Origin of the sequence: Alcaligenes sp., from assembly GCF_050255915.1 — a bacterium.
GTDB classification, from domain to species: domain Bacteria; phylum Pseudomonadota; class Gammaproteobacteria; order Burkholderiales; family Burkholderiaceae_B; genus Alcaligenes; species Alcaligenes aquatilis.
The window spans coordinates 14,696-32,335 of sequence record NZ_JBFWIQ010000016.1; the positions used below are offsets into that span (position 1 = coordinate 14,696).

General features: G+C 57.2%; 17 protein-coding genes. 7 read left to right on the forward strand and 10 right to left on the reverse strand.

Going from position 1 to position 17,640, the window contains the following annotated elements:
- Positions 1-220: 220 nt before the first annotated feature.
- Together AB7E06_RS16955 and AB7E06_RS16960 are read right to left on the reverse strand one after the other, a co-directional pair.
- Entirely contained in the window at positions 221-1,207 is a 987-nt protein-coding gene (locus AB7E06_RS16955; RefSeq protein WP_427957822.1) for a FecR family protein, read from the reverse strand.
- 27 nt (positions 1,208-1,234) lie between these two features.
- Positions 1,235-1,741 (reverse strand): RNA polymerase sigma factor, encoded by a 507-nt coding sequence (locus AB7E06_RS16960; protein WP_230018663.1) that lies wholly within the window; start codon positions 1,739-1,741, stop codon positions 1,235-1,237.
- Between the two features lie 195 nt (positions 1,742-1,936).
- Here AB7E06_RS16960 and AB7E06_RS16965 point away from each other — a divergent pair, with 195 nt between their 5' ends.
- Positions 1,937-3,070: an aminotransferase class V-fold PLP-dependent enzyme gene (locus AB7E06_RS16965; RefSeq protein WP_108727236.1), complete on the forward strand. Its 1,134-nt coding sequence runs from the start codon at positions 1,937-1,939 to the stop codon at positions 3,068-3,070.
- 282 nt (positions 3,071-3,352) lie between these two features.
- Here AB7E06_RS16965 and AB7E06_RS16970 read toward each other — a convergent pair whose 3' ends face one another.
- Genes AB7E06_RS16970 through AB7E06_RS16980 form a run of 3 tightly spaced genes read right to left on the reverse strand, consistent with a single transcriptional unit; the run spans position 3,353 to position 7,020 of the window.
- On the reverse strand, positions 3,353-4,789 hold the full coding sequence (locus tag AB7E06_RS16970; RefSeq protein ID WP_346548792.1) for a TolC family protein: 1,437 nt from the start codon (positions 4,787-4,789) through the stop codon (positions 3,353-3,355).
- Between the two features lie 49 nt (positions 4,790-4,838).
- Positions 4,839-5,525, reverse strand: a complete 687-nt coding sequence (locus AB7E06_RS16975; RefSeq protein ID WP_108727238.1) for a MarC family NAAT transporter — start codon at positions 5,523-5,525, stop codon at positions 4,839-4,841.
- 22 nt (positions 5,526-5,547) lie between these two features.
- Positions 5,548-7,020, reverse strand: a complete 1,473-nt coding sequence (locus AB7E06_RS16980) for an amidohydrolase family protein (RefSeq protein ID WP_427957826.1) — start codon at positions 7,018-7,020, stop codon at positions 5,548-5,550.
- A gap of 356 nt (positions 7,021-7,376) precedes the next feature.
- Here AB7E06_RS16980 and AB7E06_RS16985 point away from each other — a divergent pair, with 356 nt between their 5' ends.
- The 5 genes from AB7E06_RS16985 to AB7E06_RS17005 all read left to right on the forward strand — a co-directional run bounded on the left by AB7E06_RS16985 (position 7,377) and on the right by AB7E06_RS17005 (position 12,807).
- Positions 7,377-7,631: a YtcA family lipoprotein gene (locus AB7E06_RS16985; protein ID WP_249461813.1), complete on the forward strand. Its 255-nt coding sequence runs from the start codon at positions 7,377-7,379 to the stop codon at positions 7,629-7,631.
- A gap of 7 nt (positions 7,632-7,638) precedes the next feature.
- Entirely contained in the window at positions 7,639-8,688 is a 1,050-nt protein-coding gene (gene mdtN, locus AB7E06_RS16990; protein ID WP_094196213.1) for a multidrug transporter subunit MdtN, read from the forward strand.
- Complete coding sequence (locus tag AB7E06_RS16995; protein WP_427957828.1) at positions 8,675-10,426, forward strand: FUSC family protein; 1,752 nt, start codon at positions 8,675-8,677, stop codon at positions 10,424-10,426. Before mdtN ends, AB7E06_RS16995 begins: the two co-directional genes overlap by 14 nt.
- Before the next feature lie 317 nt (positions 10,427-10,743).
- Positions 10,744-12,123 carry an NCS2 family permease gene (locus AB7E06_RS17000; protein ID WP_094196215.1) on the forward strand — a complete coding sequence of 460 codons (1,380 nt, stop codon included), beginning with the start codon at positions 10,744-10,746 and terminating at the stop codon, positions 12,121-12,123.
- A 69-nt stretch (positions 12,124-12,192) separates the two neighbouring features.
- A complete protein-coding gene (locus AB7E06_RS17005) occupies positions 12,193-12,807 on the forward strand; it encodes an HAD-IB family hydrolase (protein WP_108727241.1) in 615 nt (204 codons plus the stop codon).
- Positions 12,808-13,061: 254 nt separating this feature from the next.
- On the opposite strand, the gene AB7E06_RS17010 is transcribed toward AB7E06_RS17005, so the two are convergent.
- From AB7E06_RS17010 to AB7E06_RS17025, 4 genes are all read right to left on the reverse strand, one after another.
- Positions 13,062-13,631 (reverse strand): HdeD family acid-resistance protein, encoded by a 570-nt coding sequence (locus AB7E06_RS17010; RefSeq protein WP_264672650.1) that lies wholly within the window; start codon positions 13,629-13,631, stop codon positions 13,062-13,064.
- Between the two features lie 327 nt (positions 13,632-13,958).
- Positions 13,959-14,438 (reverse strand): copper chaperone PCu(A)C, encoded by a 480-nt coding sequence (locus AB7E06_RS17015; protein WP_094196218.1) that lies wholly within the window; start codon positions 14,436-14,438, stop codon positions 13,959-13,961.
- A 20-nt stretch (positions 14,439-14,458) separates the two neighbouring features.
- Complete coding sequence (locus AB7E06_RS17020; protein WP_094196219.1) at positions 14,459-15,076, reverse strand: SCO family protein; 618 nt, start codon at positions 15,074-15,076, stop codon at positions 14,459-14,461.
- A gap of 56 nt (positions 15,077-15,132) precedes the next feature.
- Entirely contained in the window at positions 15,133-15,546 is a 414-nt protein-coding gene (locus AB7E06_RS17025; protein ID WP_159086108.1) for a hypothetical protein, read from the reverse strand.
- 82 nt (positions 15,547-15,628) lie between these two features.
- On the opposite strand from AB7E06_RS17025, the gene AB7E06_RS17030 reads away from it, so the two are divergent.
- Positions 15,629-15,793, forward strand: a complete 165-nt coding sequence (locus tag AB7E06_RS17030; RefSeq protein WP_159063903.1) for a hypothetical protein — start codon at positions 15,629-15,631, stop codon at positions 15,791-15,793.
- A gap of 22 nt (positions 15,794-15,815) precedes the next feature.
- Here the strand turns inward: AB7E06_RS17030 and AB7E06_RS17035 are convergent, their stop codons facing one another.
- Positions 15,816-17,522 carry an FMN-binding glutamate synthase family protein gene (locus AB7E06_RS17035; protein ID WP_427957833.1) on the reverse strand — a complete coding sequence of 569 codons (1,707 nt, stop codon included), beginning with the start codon at positions 17,520-17,522 and terminating at the stop codon, positions 15,816-15,818.
- Positions 17,523-17,640 lie beyond the last annotated feature (118 nt).

Genomic DNA, 17,640 nt, shown 5'->3' on the forward strand with positions numbered 1-17,640 from the left:
AAAGGGGCGAGTGGCGACGACGTGGGGTAAAGGGGCTCACGATCCTACGTTTTCCAATGAAAATATATCTCGCGCGATAGACGCGCTCAGCCTTTGGCCAAAGGGACTCAGGGGGCTGCCCTCCAGGGGATGGCCGCCTTCACCTACCTAGACGCACAAAGCACCCAAGTACCGGAATGAGAATCATGACTATTTTGTAACAGGCCCTGAGAGGCTTGTTTTAGCGTGCCACGATGCGCTGCACGCCTGAGGCGTCGCGGTGAATGTGGACTGGAGCAATAGCGGGTAGTGCTTTGAGCACTGTTTCGGGGTGATCGATATCGAAAATGCCGGAAACACGGTGCTGGCGCAGGGCAGGGGCGTCCAAAGTCAAAGGCTGGGGTAGGTAGCGAGCCATTTCTTGTACAAGCACTTCCAACGGTGTGTTCTTGAAAATGATCTTGCCGCGCTGCCAGGCTGTCAGGCTTTCCACGTCGGTAGTGAGTACGTGGCCTGGCTCTGCACCTTGGCGCAACAGCACTTGTTGCTGCGCACCCAAAAGGCGTTCTTGACGACGCCACCAAGGGCCGGACTGCACCTTGACCGAACCGGATTGAACACTGACTTGCAGGCTGTCTGCCAGCCGCCGCACATTGAAGCGGGTGCCGGTGACGGTTACGGTGCCCAAGTCGGTACGCACGATAAAGGGCAGCGTCTGGTCGTGCTGGACGGTAAAAAAAGCTTCGCCTTGGAGCAGTTCGATTTCCCGCTTGGATGCAGAGACACGGGCCTGGGCAATGGTGTCGGTATTCAAGTCCATGACAGAGCCATCAGGCAAGGTGATTTGTTGACGCTCACCTTTGGCGGTAAGCCATTGCATCGTTTCTTCTACCGGTCTGAACCAGCCTGATTGATGGATGGCACCAGCGGACAGGGCCAGCACGCCGAGTGCGCCCAAACCCAGTGTCAGGTAGCGGCGTTTGGGAGACGGGACAAGGCCAGGGGAATGGGGTAGCAAGCTGCGCAGGCGTTCATCCGGGACGGCTTGGGTGGCGCGCCACAGGTATTCCACCTCGCGGTAGCGACGCTTGTTGACTGGATCGGCATCCAGCCAAGCGTGAAATGCCTGGTGATCCTGTTCATTGGCTTGCCCCGATTGCAGTCGGGCGAACCAATGCGCGGCATCGCTGGGGTGATCCAGTTCGTCGGAAAAAGAGGGGCGGGTCATTGCGCGGGCTTTGTGTACGACATGGCGTCAGTCAGGTACGTAATGGTGCAGTCGTTCATGGATGTGACGCAAGGCACGAGTCATGTATTTTTCCACCATGCTGCGGGAAAGCGCCATGTCCTGGGCAATTTCAGTATGGGTCCAGCCCTCCAGGCGGTGTTTGATGTAGACCTCTCGGCATTTAGGGGGCAAGTCGGCCAGCGCGCTCACCAGAGCGTCGGCCAGTTGTTCAAATTGGGCGTGGCTGTCGGCTCCGGCCTGGCGGGGATGCTCGGTATCGCTCAGTTCGTCCAAGGGCAAAACAGTCAGGACGGTTTGGTGGCGATGGCGGCTGATCAGACGGTTGCTGGTGCCTCGTGCCAGATAGGCCCGTGGGTTGTCGATCAAGGCGGTGTTGTTTTCCAGCATGCCTACTACGGTGTCGTGCATGGCATCTTCCGCATCTTCCCGGCTCTCGGCCTTGCGCCGCCATAGGCCAAACAGCTCGCTATACGAGGCGAGCCAGGCTTTTCTGGGACGTGAAGGGTGAGACATGGAGCGACTTAGCAGAGCAGGCAGAAAAAAGAATAGTGAATAATAACAATAATTCTCATTCAGATTTTCTTATTCAAGCTGTCTGTGTACTTTCCTCTGACTGGCAGGGTCTTGGGGGCAAGCTGCCCGTACAGAGCGGCTTGGTCTAAAATCGGTCGATCTTGATATCTTCTCCCTTTGAATTCCGAGGTTTTCATGTCTCAAACCAGCACCCCCGTTGATCCGGACGGCCTGCTTGAATATTCGGTGGTCTACACCGACCGTGCCTTGAACCATATGTCCAAGACCTTCCAGGAAGTGATGCGCGAAATCTCTCGCACGCTCAAGCAGGTCTATCAGGCGCATTCGGCTATTGTGGTGCCGGGCAGTGGCTCGTTTGGTATGGAAGCGGTAGCCCGTCAGTTTGCAACGGACCGCAAGTGCTTGGTGATACGCAATGGCTGGTTCAGCTACCGCTGGACTCAGATTTTTGACATGGGTTCCATCCCTGCCAGCACCACGGTTCTGAAGGCCCGCCCGATTGAGCAAGGCAAGCAGGCTGCTTATGCGCCTGCTCCTATCGAAGAAGTGGTCGCTGCGATTCAGGCTGAAAAACCGGACTTGGTCTTTGCCCCGCATGTGGAAACCGCTTCCGGCATTATGTTGCCCGATGACTATATGCGTCAGGTGGCGGATGCCGTGCATGCGGTGGGTGGCCTGTTTGTGCTGGACTGTATTGCATCGGGCACCGTGTGGGTGGATATGAAGGAGGTGGGCGTGGACGTGCTGATCAGTGCTCCACAAAAAGGGTGGACCGGTTCGGCATGTTGCGGCTTGGTGATGCTAAGTGAGCGTGCTCGCCAGCACATTGAAACCACGACCAGCACCAGCTTTGCCTGCGATCTGCGCAAGTGGCTGCAGATCATGGAAACGTATGAGAATGGGGCGCATGCTTACCACGCGACCCTGCCAACCGATTCCTTGAAGGTGCTGCAAGAAGCGATGGCCGAGACAGAAGCCTTGGGTTTTGACTGGATCCGTAATCGTCAATTGGAGCTGGGCCGCAAGGTGCGTGCCTTGCTGAGCGAACATGGTTTCCGCAGCGTGGCCGCACCGGGCTTTGAAGCGCCGGGCGTGGTGGTGTGTTACACCACGGACGACGGGATTCATTCGGCTGCGAAGTTTGCCAAGGCGGGCTTGCAAGCCGCCTCGGGCGTGCCTTTGCAATGTGATGAGCCTGCTGATTTCAAGACCTTCCGAATTGGTCTGTTTGGCCTGGACAAGCTGAACAATCTGGAACGCTCGGTGGAGCGTTTGGCCAAGGCGCTGGACGCGATTGAAGAACAGTAAGTTGCCCTGGCAATCGCATCAATAAAAGGGAGCCCTGAGTGGCTCCCTTTTTTATGGTGGATGACTCGTCCTGAATTCCGTTGACACTTTTTCCCTCTATCGACGGAGCGTCAATTAGGATAAGGAATCCGGCCTGGCCAACGCGATTACAGCCTGGCTTTTACACTGCGTGTGATCGCATAAGTTGAACAAGGCGAGCTGATGCACTTGTAAGCGGGGGAGAGCGAAACAGGGCGAGAGGAATCTGGAGCTGTGATTGCGAGATTGCGTAGTCCGTCGTGCTCAGGGCTGTTTGGGAGCCTGATTGAGTTCCCCCATAGCAAAAGCCAGATTCACAGAGCCAAGCAAACCGGCTGTGTGGGCGGCAGTTTGGGCTTCTTGGGCTCCCAACAAGCCCGTGTGTGCTTCGGTCAGCAAGGTCATGCCGGTCAGACCTTCCTTATAGGACTCCAGCGCACCTTGGTAGGTGATCTGGGCCGCTTCGACCAGGCTGGTGGCGGCTTGGTGAGATTCCAGTGCCGCTCGCAGCGCATCGGCGGCGATGATCATTTGCTTGTAGGCGTCCTGCTCGGTTTTGGCGACGCGCTCGCGAGCAGTGTCAGCGCGTAGTTGGGCTTCACGTACCTGTTTGTTGCGTAGTCCGGCATCGTAGAGCGGAATACTGAGTGCCAGCACGGCGCCTCGGGAGGAGGATTGCGGGCTGACTTCGGGCAGGCTGCCTACGCTTAAGGAACCCATGCGTTTGGAGATAAAACCCATCAAGGCCAGCTTGGGCATGAAACTGGCTTCGGCGGAATCTATACCGGCCAGACTGGCCTGATGGGCCGCTTGCAGGGCCTGCACATCGGGCCGCTGGGCGATGGCTTTTTTCAGCGTGTCATTACCGGGGATGTCCAGTTCATCGGGCAGGGGACGGGCGGTACTGTCGGCCACGTTCAGCTCTGTGTCGGGGGACAGGCCAATCGCACCCAGCAAGGTTTGGTAAGACTGACGTGCCAGGGTGCTGGCGTTGACATGGTGCAGACGGGCTTGGGCTTTTAGTTGCCGTGCCTGAGCCACTTCAATCTGGGTACCCAGCCCATTGCGTTGTCGCTCCAGGGCGATGTCTTCAATCAGGGCGGCATTTTTCAGGCCCTGAGCCGAGATTTGTGCCCGCTGGCGGGCCGAGTTGTAGTTGAAGTAACTGATGGACACCTCGGCAATCACGGCTTGATGCACGCCACTGAAAGTAATGCGGCTGGCCATGGCCAGCTTGTCGGCGGCCTCTTGCAAGGCAGCGCGTTTGCCAAAGTCAAAGAGCAACCATTTCAAGGTCAGGGACGGGACGGCTCCGCTTAAATGCGTGTCGTAGTCCACATCGACCTCTCTGCCTAGAATATGTACGCTGCTGTCGCGGTCGCTGCGCATATAGCCGCCCACGACACTGGCAGAGATCAAGGGCAGGTAGGTGCTTTCTACCATGCCGGCGGCTTGGGCTGCTTGTTGAGCCTCACCCCAGGCAATGCGGGTGCTGGGGTTCAGGCGTTGGGCCAGGTCGATCAGTTCAGGCAGGCTGTATTCATGATTGGCCCGCACATGGGGAGCGGGCTGGCTTTGATCGGGGCCGCTGTACTCGGCCAATGTCAGGCGGGGTGGCTGCGGCGCATCCTGCTCGGGTAGGGACTGGGTCATGGACTTACGATCGGGCGCAGCGCAAGCGGCCAGCGTAAGGGCAGCCATGACTGCCAAGGTAAGACGCACTGCAGGAGCACAAGACATAGACATAAATTCAGGACGCGGCAGAATGAGTCAGCAGCGTAGCAGCATACTGCTGTCCGCCTTCCAGAACGAGCTGTACCGCCATGCAAACCAGCAAAAAACCCATGATGCGTGAGATGGCATCGACGCCATTATGTCCGATCACGCGCACGATGCTCAGCGAGGAGCGCAGGCAAATGAAGAAGATCAAGCCGATCAGCAGGGCCAGAATAAGGGGCGTTGCCACCAACACCCATTCAGCATAGTGTTCGCGCATGCCTGCCATTTTGGAGGAAGCACTAATGACCAGAGCCATGGTGCCGGGGCCCACGGTAGAGGGCAAGGTCAGTGGGACAAACGCGATATTGTCGTGGGCGGCCGTATTTTGATCCGCTGCTTTGGAGACGACCTCGCTGACAGACGGGGGGAACAGCATGCGAAAGCCGATATAGGCCACAATCAGCCCGCCTGCGATACGCATATCCACCATGGAGATGCCCAGGGCCGAGGTGATCCACAAACCTGCGTAATAGGTAATCAGCAAAGCAAGAATGACATACAACGTCGCTTGGCGCAGTTGCTGCTTCTTTTCTTGCGCGCTCAGGGTTTCGCCCAGAGACAGGTACATCACCATGGAGGTCAAGGGATTGGCCATGGGCAGCAAAAACGCCAGCCCCAGACCGATCAATTTGAACAACTGCATCAATTCGTTTGGCATGGACATTCCTAGAGGATGGGGGTCAGGCGGGTAGAGCGTTCTTGTATAGCTTGCCGTCCTTGATGATCAGCAGCAGGTTCTGCTCGGGCTGCTCCAGAAAGCTCAGGCTTTGCTCGGGTTCACCATCGATCAGCAGCAAGTCCGCCAAAGCACCGGGGCGGATTACGCCCAATTCGCCGTCATAGGCTTGTCGCAAGCCCGACAGTTGTAGCAGTCGGCCATTGTCGCCGGTGGCCATTTTCAGCACTTTGAGCGGATCGTAAAAACGGGTCAGCTTGGACAGCATGCGGCCCTGGTGGGGCAGGTGGGCGGGGGTGAACAGAATGTCGGTGCCCCAGGCGGTCTGGATCTGGTACTTGTCTGCCAGCTCGTAGGCACGCACGGTGCCCACGGCCACTTGTTGCTGCTTGGCTTTGCTGCGCGGGTCGTGCTGAACGTTGGCATCTTCATCAGCCAAAAAGGGTTGCAGGCTCCACCACACGCCTTCGCCTGCCATCATGCGAGCGGTTTCCTCGTCCGCAAGCTGGCCGTGTTCGATGGATTTCACGCCTGCCTTGATGGCACGTTGGATGCCACGGGCGCAATACACGTGCACCATCACGTAAGTCCCCCAGTCGCTAGCGGCGCCCACGGCGGCGCGCAGTTCTGCATCGCTAAATTGCAGCCCTTCCAGCGGATCGTACAAGGAGGTAACACCGCCCCCGGCCATCAGCTTGATCTGGCTGGCGCCGAGCATGAGTTGCTCACGAGCGCGGCGCAGAACTTGATCGGCTCCATCGGCAATGCAGGTGACACCGGCTCGTTCCGTGTGGCTTAGCTCGCCCTCGGCGCGTGGGACTTCGTAGCGCATCCGGAAGTCCGCGTGGCCGCCCGTTTGCGCAATCATGGCACCACTGGGATAGATGCGCGGGCCATGCAGCAAACCCATATCAATACCGCGCTTCAAAGAGAAGCTGGGGCCACCGGCATCACGAACCGTGGTAAAGCCGCGCAGCAAGGTGCGCTCGGCTTCTTTGCTGGCAATCAAATGCAGGTCGGCTGGATCAGCCATCATGGCCGTCATCTGGTCGACAGCGCACAACAAACTATGCCAGTGGGCATCGATCAGGCCGGGCATCAGGACTTTGTTCTGGCAGTCCATGACCGTGGCGTCGGCCGGAATCTTGGCAATGGGCATGACAGCGGTAATGCGACCCTGGTCAATCTGGACGGCCAGTCCTTTTTTCAGCTCAGTTGTTTCACCATCAAACAGGCGCAGATTGCTCAGAATCAGTTTGGGAGCCAGGGCGATGGGCTTTTGATCCAGTGCATTATCGGATTGAAAGGCCAGGTCTGCGGGAGCCGCGTTTGGTGCAAAACTGGCCGAGGCGCTTAAACGCGTGTGAATGAAGGGGATGGAAGGGTGCGCGCAAACGCAGGCTGGTACACCGTGGCGATAGGCCTGGCGTTGCTGGCGCAGGGCAGGGGACTGTCCCAGGTAAGAGTGAGTCTGCATGGCGTCCTGAAAAATCAAAAAAGCATGAAAGAAGGAGGGCGGACTTAAGACATATGCAATTCGACCAGGTCTAACAAGCGGACCCGTTCGCGAGCATTTTCATCGGATATTTGGTGTGTACGGGCTAAAGTGTAAACGGCCTTACCTCGTCCATAGCAACTCGGCATACATGATGGCTGTCATTGAGACCCTAGCAGAAAATGGTTGGTCACTATACGCGTAAAAATGCGAGGTACACAGGGATCTAATTGGGCAGGAATAAATGGAATGGGTTTGAAAGGGCTCAGGTACAATTCTTCGCAGCGATCAGGGCAGCCTATGCAGATCGTATTAAAAACAATCGGGAGATGCCACGCATGCGTGCGCTAATAGCCGCTCTGGCCGCCTTGCCCTTGCTGGGGGGATGTTCTCTTGCACCGTCGGTCTCTCTGGCGGGCTCTTACTTTCCTGCCTGGCTGGTGTGCGTGTTGGGCGCCTTGCTACTGACTTTACTGATTCGTTGGGTGCTGATTCGCGCAGGTGTGGATGATGCCCTGCCCATGCGTTTGCCTGTCTATGCCTGCCTGACGCTAGCCCTGACCTTTGCCGCACTTCTTCTTTTTTTCGAGTGACTGAGCCATGACCCAGGCACAGAAATCTTCTTCCCGTAAAGGCGCTGCCCGCCTGCTGAGTGTGCTGATTGTTGTCGCCGCCCTTGTCTTGGCCTGGTGGTATTGGCAGCGATCTGCCAACAACCCCTTGTCCGAAGATGCGGTGGTGGGTGCCGATGTCGTGCATATCTCCAGCTCCTTGCCAGGGCGAATTGAGCGCATGGTGGTGCGTGACGGCCAGTTCGTTCACCGCGATGAATTGCTCTTTACCGTGGACCCGGTGTTTTATCAGTTGCGTCTGGAGCAAGCCCAGGCTGAACTGGCGCTGGCTCAGGCGACGCTGGACATGAAACAGCGTGCCGTGCGTGCAGAAGGGCATAACGCTGTGATTGCGGATGATCAGATTACGCGTGCAAAAACCAATTTGGCGATGGCTGCTCAAAGCCAGCGCCGTTTGGCCAATCTGGCGGCCAAGGGCTATGTGTCCCAACAGCAATTGGATGAGGCCAATACCTTGTTGCGCGATGCGCAAGTCACCTTGAAACAGGCCACCGAGCAATCGGGTGCGGCTCAGGCGCTGGTCGGTAACACGCAAGCAGAAGAAGCGATGGTGCAGGCGCGTCAAGCAGGGCTGGCGATGGCCCAGCGGGATCTGGAGCATACCCAGGTGAAGGCACCCCACAATGGTCGTATCGTGGGTTTGCGTATCGGGTCGGGGGAGCATCTGCTGCCGGGCACGTCTGTCTTTACCTTGCTGGATACGGACTCCTGGTATGTGACGGGCATGTACCGGGAAACGGATCTGAAAGAGATCAAACCGGGCACGTGCGCCACCGTGTATGTGCTGTCTGATCCTTCGCGCAAGCTCTCGGGCAAGGTGGAGGAAATTGGTTGGGGCGTCAGCAGCCAGGAACAGATCAATCTACCGCGCAGTCTGCCGTATATTCAAAAATCCATGAACTGGGTGCGGGTAGCACAACGTTTTCCGGTGCGTATCCGTCTGGATGCCCCGCCCGAGGACTTGATGCGTATGGGGGCTTCGGCCACCACGATTATTCATCGCGATGGCAACTGCTAAGACCGGTTTGTCGGTGCTGGCTCGGCTGGTCTGGCAAGACTTGCAGCCCACCCCTGGCCGTCTGGCACAAAGCTGGCGAGTGGCCGTGCTGTGCGCCTTGATGGTGCTGCTGGCCATGAATTACGGCATTCCCGAATCTGCGGTCAGTTGTTTTGTCATCTTCTTTGTGATGAAGTCCGACGCTGGGGAAAGCTCGGTACTGGCGTTGGCCCTGGTGGTGCTGGTGTCTCTGGTGGTGCTGCTGCTGATACCACTGATCCAGGTCACGATTCAGTATCCGGCCTGGCGTTTGCTGGCCATGGTGCTGACGTCCTTTGTGCTGCTGTTTTTAGGGGTAGCCAGCAAGCTGGGCCCTTTGGGCGGCATTATCGCTTTGGTGATCGCCTTTGTGCTGACCTTGCTGGGCTATGTGCCTTTTGGCGAAATTGCGACCCGTGCGGTGCTGTATGCCTGGCTGATGACCTTCGCCCCCATGGGCTTGGTGCTGATCTTCAATCTGTGCTTTGGTTTGTATCCGCACAAGGTGTTGCGCCGTGAGCTGGCAGCGCGTTTGTGTTTGGCGGCTCAGGGTTTGACGGGGCAGGCAGACACGCAGGATTTGTGGGACGAGCTGGCCTTGGGCGTTAGCGCACAACAAAAACGACTGGGCTGGATACGGCTGTTTCATTTGCGGCCCACACACGAGCAGGCGGACCTGGATCAGGCCATTTTGAACAGTTATCGCGCCTTGCTGGCCGTGGCCGTTGTGCGCGATCAGCATCTGGATAATGAGCAGGCCACCGCTTTTGCCCAGATTTGCGAGCGCAGTGCACAGGATATTGAACAAGGCCGCTTGCCGCAGATGGATGATCTGCCCGAACTGCCGGCGTCCAGCTCCTTGGCGATACAAGACTTACGAGATGCTTTGCTGGCTTTGTCGGGGGCGGTGTCCATTGGCAAAGCGGACCCGGAGCATGGCTCTTTCATGGTGCCTGATGCCTTCACCAATCCCGTGTATCAGCACCATGCCTTGAAGGCAACAGCGGCCGCCGTGCTGTGTTATCTGATCTACAGCGCGGCAGACTGGCAGGGTATTCATACCGCCATGATTACCTGCTATGTGGCGGCCTTGGGTTCTACCGGGGAAACTGTGCACAAGCTGGCTTTGCGGATTGTGGGCTGTTTGCTGGGGGCGGCGCTGGGATTTATCACCATCCTGTTCGTGATGCCGCATTTGCTCGATATTGGCGGCCTGATGGTCGTCGTGTTCCTGGTTTCCTTGCTGGGAGCCTGGGTGTTTTATGGCCCAGAGCGTATTTCCTATGCCGGCATTCAAATTGCCTTTGCCTTTTATCTGGTGACTTTACAAGGCTTTGGCCCTAGCTTCGATCTGGATTCGGCTCGTGATCGTGTGATCGGTATTTTGCTGGGCAATGCGGTCATGTACGTGATGTTTACCCAAATCTGGCCTGTCAGTATTGCCGGTTCGGTGCGTCAGCGTTTGGCCAAGGCCTCTGATAGCTTGATGGGCTTGGCGGCGTTGTGGCAGGAGCGCCCGGCTCAGGCCGTGCAGCAGTCGGCCAGTGTGGCCCAGGAGCTGTCGGCGGCAAAATATGGATTGGCCTTGATGCAGTTGGAGCCGGCGCGTTTGCGGCCTGACGAGCAGCAGGCCCAGGACATGCAATCCCAATGGCAGACGCTGCGCCAGCAGTTCATCACTCAGGCCTATATGCCTGTGTCCAGCCACCCAAGCGATTGATAACCCTCATTACCTAGAGGTGATTTTCCTGTCTTTGACGGCTCGTAGAATGGGCCTCACTTCCCATTCTCGGGATTAAAAGAAGCGCCGCAAAGGCCTCGGTTCGGTCGGAGACACCCCCGTATACCTTTTTCTTCCTCGTCCATGTCTGCATTTTGTTGCGGGCAGGGCAGGACTCGTCTTTGCTCGGTACTTCCTTTGATTCAGTTTGTGTGAAGCCTCTCGCCCTTCTTGGGGCTGGGACTGTCCATTACTGATTCCTGATGACGGCAACGCACCGTTTCAGACATCACAATACTGATAAAGGAGCATGAAGTATGGCTGAGCAAGAATCCGCATTGCGACCCGGGCAGCAGGCCCTGGTCCCGCCACTTGCGGGTGGTTGGTTGCAAAAACATTTTGCTTATACAGAGCGCGGCAGCTCCTTGCGCCAGGAAGTTCTGGCAGGGCTGACCACGTTTCTGGCAATGGTGTATTCCGTCTTTGTGGTGCCGTCCATGCTGGGCAAGGCGGGCTTTGATACCTCGTCGGTTTTTGTGGCCGTGTGTCTGACCAGTGCCTTTGGTTCTTTGCTGATGGGGCTGTGGGCGAATCTGCCGATTGCCGTGGGCTGTGCCTTGTCTTTGACGGCATTTTTGGCCTTTGATCTGGTGCTGGGCCAGCAACTCAGTCCGGCTGTCGCCTTAGGGGCCGTGTTCCTGATGGGGCTGATCTTTACCCTGATTTCCGCCACCGGGATTCGCACCTGGATCCTGCGCAATTTGCCCTTGGGTATCGCGCATGGCACGGGTATCGGGATTGGCCTGTTCCTGCTGATGATCGCGTCCAATGAAGTGGGCTTGGTCACGCGTAATACCGGTGCAGGTTTGCCGGTTGCCTTGGGGGATGTTACGTCCATGCCGGTATGGCTGAGCGTGTTGGGTCTGGCCGCGATCTTTGGCCTGGAGCGCCGTCGTGTGACAGGCGGCATTTTGCTGGTGATTCTGGGGCTGTCGGCGGTGGGTCTGATCTTCGATCCCAATGTGCGCTTTACCGGCTTGTTTGCCATGCCTAGCCTGCTGGGCGAGCACTCCTTGATCGGTGCGATGGATATAGGCGGGGCGTTAAATGCCGTGGTTCTGCCCAGCGTTCTGGCCTTGGTGATGACGGCGGTGTTTGATGCCACTGGCACGATCCGGGCGGTGGCAGGCAATGCCGGGCAGTTGGACAAGGACGGCCAAATCATCAACGGCAGCCGCGCCTTGACGACAGACTCGCTAAGTTCTTTGGTGTCGGCCAGCCTGGGGGCGTCGCCTGCTGCCGCTTATATTGAGTCCGCAGCGGGGACGGCAGCAGGTGGCCGTACCGGTCTGACGGCCGTGGTGGTGGGCCTGGGTTTTCTGATGCTGATCTTCCTGTCGCCTTTGGCCGGTCTGGTTCCTTCCTACGCAACGGCGCCAGCCTTGATGTACGTGGGCTTGTTGATGCTGGGGGGCGTGCGTCATCTCAATACCGATGATACGGTCGATACCATGGCCGGTTTGGTGTGTGCCGTGTTTATCGTGCTGACCGTCAATATTGTCACGGGCATCATGCTGGGTTTTTGTACCTTGGTGCTGGGCCGCCTGTTCTCCGGCGAGCTGCGCCGCTTGAATGTAGGCACGGTTTTGATTGCACTGGCGTTGGCAGTTTTCTACCTGGGTGGCTGGGCTTTATAAGGCCGGACTTGGGAAGGGCGGGGGTTCCCCTTTACACTAGCCTGTTTTCCAAACACCAAAGGGGTATCTGTGCTGGTCGCATTTGATTTTGATGGCACGATTACAGATCGGGACAGCTTACAGGACTTTATACGCCGCATGCGGGGCTGGCCGGTCTGTATTCGTGCTTATCTAGCCTGCGTGCCCCGCGTGTTGGTGTGGGATCGCGGCCCGCAGCGTCGTCAGGCGATCAAGCATCGTTTTTTGCGTAGTGCCTTGGGTGGATTGAACCGGGAGCAGGTTCAGGCTTTGGCCGACACGTATGTGCGGGACTATGTGCCGCAGATTGTCCGTCCTGAAATGATGGAACGAATCCGTGCTCACCGAGAACGGGGCGATACGGTGCTACTGGTCAGTGCCTCGCCGTCTATTTATTTGCAAGCCTGGGCTAAGGCTCAGGGCATGGTGCAGGTGCTGGCAACAGAGCTGGCCTTCGATGAGCAAAAAGGCTGTGTGGGAATGGCCAGTGCTAATTGTTGGGGGCAGGAAAAAGTAAATCGTCTTCAGGCCTGGCTGGGGGATAAACCAGTTGCACTGGATATGGCGTATGGCGATAGCCCTGGCGATGCACAGATGCTGGCGCATACGCGTCAGCCTTGGCTGCGAGGACGAGATGCAGCTTTGCCGGAATTGGAGAGCCAATAATTGCGCTGGACGTTGGGTCAGAGAGTTGTGCTTCGAGTTTATTAGCGTTGGCCAATTTGGCAGCCGATGTTTTGCGGATGAGAAACAGCAAACAGGGTTCTAGCTGCAAGGGCTTTCCTACCTTTATGTGAAAATAATGCCCGACCAGACTGAGGCTGTGATCGGGCATTGTTTTGTGAGTTGTTATGTATTGCGCAGTGCTAACAAGGCGATCAAAACGGCAAGCAAACTTGCCTTTGAGTGTTGCTGTCAGATTACGTGTTGCTGCGTTTGATCGCCATGCCAAGCAAGAGGCTAGCCCAACCTTGGGTCAGCAAATCAATACCCAGGATCAAGCCCAGAATCCAGACACTATTGCCAGGCCAGCCTGCCGCAATGATCAAACCGGCTGCCAGCGTAATCAGGCCGGAAAAGGCCATCCAGCCGCCGCCAGCCTGGGCCCGGTTCTGGAACCAGATCCAGAGTCGGAACGCGCCGGAGGCGATCAGGAATGCGCCAAAAACCAGGGTCAGGACGGTAGCACCCACCAGAGGATTGCTAATGGCAATCAGACCGGCGAACAAGTACAAAATGCCGCTCAGGCTCCAGAACAGAAAGCCGCGCCAGCCTTTGGCGCTCCAGGCATGAGCCAGATGCAGCACGCCGCCTATGCTCATCAGGATACCGACATACACCACGCTGGCAACGGTGGCGCCAACCACGTAGATCAAGGCGATCAGACCCAAAATAATCAGGGCAATGCCCAGACCAATGAACCATCCTGGTTTCAAGGGCAGTTGACGTAGCAACTCAGAGCGATTGTTGTCATGTGGACTTAGAGCCATCTAGGTACTCCTTGCAAGGTTAAACCGACGCTACGGTTTTAACTGTACTCCAGACCTGGGCAGGGGCCTAGTGATACGCAATGAGACGGCTCCAGAAACACGAAGGCCCTACCGTTGCGGTAGGGCCTATATGCCGCTCTGGCGGCGGTGAACTACCATGATGGCAGTTTTGGGAAGCTGTGTTTCAGACAGCTTACTGACACTATGTCAGTGATTTCACTGTACGTCAGCGAATCAAAACCCGCCAATTATGGAAAACCCGCAAGTCTGAAACAAAGCCCTTCAAACCGTTAAGGTAGCTCGTGTTCAGGACTGCAGGCAGGTGGCTTAGTGGCCGTGCGCACCCTTGTGGCCCTGGTTGGCTTTGGTGTTCAAGGCACGGACCGGGGCGTTGATTTTCAGCTCCTCCTTCTGGCCAGCGGCATTCTGGATTTGCAAGGTGAGATCCACCGAGCTGCCTTCTTGAACCTGCTTGTCCAGACCCAGCAGCATGATGTGGTAACCACCAGGCTTGAGTTCGACAGCTTTGCCGGTGGGCAGGTCGATTTTCTCGACCTGACGCATACGCATAACGTCGTTTTCCATGGCCATTTCATGCACTTCTACTTGTTTGCTCAAGCTGCTGCTGGCACCCACCAACTGGGCGTTGTCAGTCGATTGCAGCACCATGAAGGCGCCAGTGGCTTGCTGGCCGGGAACCGTGGCGCGAACCCAGGGATCGGTCACGGTGACTTCGGCCTGGGCCAGGGTAGGCAGGCTCATCAAGGCGGCCAGGGAGAAAAGCGAGGAAGCAATAGTACGTTTCATGTTGGTAATCCTGTTGGGGTTCATTTGCTCAAAGCCAGTACCTGGCCGATATCAGCCACGGCTTCTTCAGCCGTTTGCGTATGACGCAGGGCGATCTGCAACTTGCCTTGTGTGTCATACACATAGGTCAAGGCACTGTGGTCCATGGTGTAGCTGGAGCCGGTAGGAACCTTTTGGTAAAAAACTTTGAAGTCGCTGGCGGTTTTGGCCAGTTCCTCTTCGGTGGGGCGCAAGGCCACAAAACTGGGGTCAAAAGCCTGCATGTAGGCACGCAGCAATTCGGGCGTGTCGCGCTCCGGGTCAATGGAGATAAACAAGACTTGCAGCTTGTCGCCATCCTCGCCCAACTGCTCCTTGATGTCGACGGCCCGGGTCAGTGCGGTCGGGCAGACGTCGGGACATTGGGTAAAACCAAAGAAGATCAGTACGATCTTGCCGCGATAGTCGGCCATGGTGCGACGTTGGCCTTCGGTATCGAGCAAGCTGAAATCCTTGGCAAAGTCGGCACTGCTCATGTCCACACCTTCCAGATTGCGAAAGGCAGGCTGCTTGGGGGCTTTGTCGCCGCAAGCGCTCAGGACCAAAGGAGTGGCCAGCATGGCAAGCAAGAGCTGGCGGCGTGAGAAGGAGGCGTTCATAGAAATATCCCGCTAATTGACAACATGGAGTGGCTGCGCCGGGCAGCCAGGGCTAGTCAGGAAACGGACGTAGCGGGAGGTCCGCGCGCACTCAGGGGCGGGCCCGTTAGGGGAAGAACGGGAGCCGCCGCCTGTTGGGCAGTGTCCCAGGTATGTCGTGGTGTTTGTGCCAGATCCCAGGCGGGGCTGGGCGTATCATTCAGGGCTTTTTGTGCTTGGGCCTGAGCAAATAAACAGGCGGCATGCAGCGTGTGCTGCTCGTCGTGTTCCGGTCCGGAGAATTGGCCGCTCCATTGCGCCAGGAAAGGGTCGCCCTGCACGCATAAACTGAGGGCGGCTGCATTGGCGGGGTCGGCACTGGGCATATAGCCATTGGGAATCAGGCCACGCAAGAGCAGGGCGCATATCGCCAATACCAGTAAAAACTGGCGGCGAGTACCTGAGAAGGGGAGTGCGCAGTGCCTGACCATGATCAGAGCATTCTAGTACAGATGGAAATTTGTTTGCCCAAATTCTGTGGCACAGTAGACGCCTATCATCAAGGAGCTTGATATGCGACAGATTTATGGGGTGCTGAGCGCCTTGGTCATGGTCTTGGGACTGGCAGCGTGTTCAACACCGGACCGTTCAGCCGACAGCAGCTGGAGTCGGCCTTCCGGTGTTCAAGTCTACGGGGAAGTCGATGCAGGGGTAGGGATGCAGCGGCAGTCTCGCTAGGGAAACAGCCGCCATACCGCGTTCAGACCAGGGTTTGGCCGGCGCTGTCGGCGGCATCCTGTTTTTTGATTGTGTCCTCGGGGTCAGCCTCATCATTCAAGTAGGACAAGGCTTTGCTCAGGCTGTAGGCCGGTTCGAAGGAGTCGGGATTGGCCATGGGCCAGCCTACGCGGAAAATCGTTTGACGGTAGTGGCCGCGCAGCAGTTCGCCTTTTTTCAGATCCGGGAACAGAGCCGACATCACACGCACTTCGCCGTTGCTGATACGACGGGCGATATGGTGAGGGCGTAGCTGGTTCGGATGTTCCAGGCCTGCCGCACCCAGCAATTCAGCCAGCGCTTTGAGGGTATTGCCGTGAAAGCTGGCCACGCGCAAGGACTTGTCATCCACCACCAGGGCCTTTTGACGTTGCGGGTCTTGCGTTGCCACGCCGGTTGGACATTTGTCGGTATGACAGGCCTGGGCCTGAATGCAGCCCACGGCAAACATGAAGCCGCGTGCGCTATTGCACCAATCTGCGCCCAAGGCCATGATGCGGGCCATATCAAAGGCACTGATGATCTTGCCCGAGGCGCCCAGGCGGATTTGCTCGCGCAGGCCAATACCGACCAAGGTGTTGTGGACCAGACGCAGAGCCTCGCGCAAAGGAGTACCAACGTGGTCAATGAACTCCACGGGGGAGGCACCGGTACCCCCTTCAGCACCATCGACCACAATAAAGTCCGGTGTAATGCCTGTTTTCAGCATCGCTTTGGCAATGGCAAACCATTCCCAGGGGTGCCCGATACAGAGTTTGAAGCCCACGGGCTTGCCGCCGGACAAAGTACGCAGCTTGGCGACGAACTCCAGCAATTCGACGGGGGAGTGAAAAGCGCTATGGCTGGCTGGCGAATTACAATCCACGCCCTCGGGTACACCGCGCGCCAGGGCAATCTCCGGTGAGACCTTGGTGCCGGGCAAGATGCCGCCGTGGCCGGGTTTGGCTCCCTGCGACAGCTTGATTTCAATCATCTTGACGTGATCCTGGTTGGCGCGCTCGGCAAAGCGTTCGGGCGAGAAGTTGCCTTGTTCATCCCGGCACCCAAAATAGCCCGAACCAATATTCCAGATCAGGTCGCCACCGTGGCGCAGGTGATAGGTACTGATGCCGCCTTCGCCCGTGTCATGCGCAAAATTGCCCATCTTGGCACCTTTGTTCAGGGCCAGAATGGCATTGGCCGACAGCGCCCCAAAACTCATGGCTGAAATATTCAGCACCGACAGCGAGTAAGGCTGGGTACAGTCCGGTCCGCCGACATCAATACGGAACTGCGCGTCCTTGATGTGTTTGGGCGTCATGGAGTGGTTCATCCACTCATATCCATTGTTATAGACCTCCTGGTGGGTACCAAAAGGCTGCTTGTCAATTTGCTGTTTGGCTCGCTGGTACACCAGGGAGCGGTCCGCACGTGAGAAGGGCAGTTGCTGCTCATCGCCCTCCAGAAAGTACTGGCGAATTTCTGGGCGAATGGCTTCAAAAATGAAGCGCAGATTGCCAATAACCGGATAGTTGCGACGAATGGCGTGACGAGTTTGCGTGATGTCCACCAAGCCCTGAATACACAGGGCCAGCCCTGGGATCGCCAGCCATAGCCAGCTTGCGCTTTTGAACAAGGAAAGCAGCAAGAACAAGGCGGTCAGGCCAATGATGATGTAGAAGGCGGTGTAGCGTGTCAGCCACTTTTGCATAATGACTCCTGCCAAGAAAACGGGGTGATAGGGCGGGATTTCGGGTACCCGCCTATCAGGATGCCAACATCATAGAACGGTCCCGTACGGTTTGACCATGTCTGCAGAGCGATAGTTT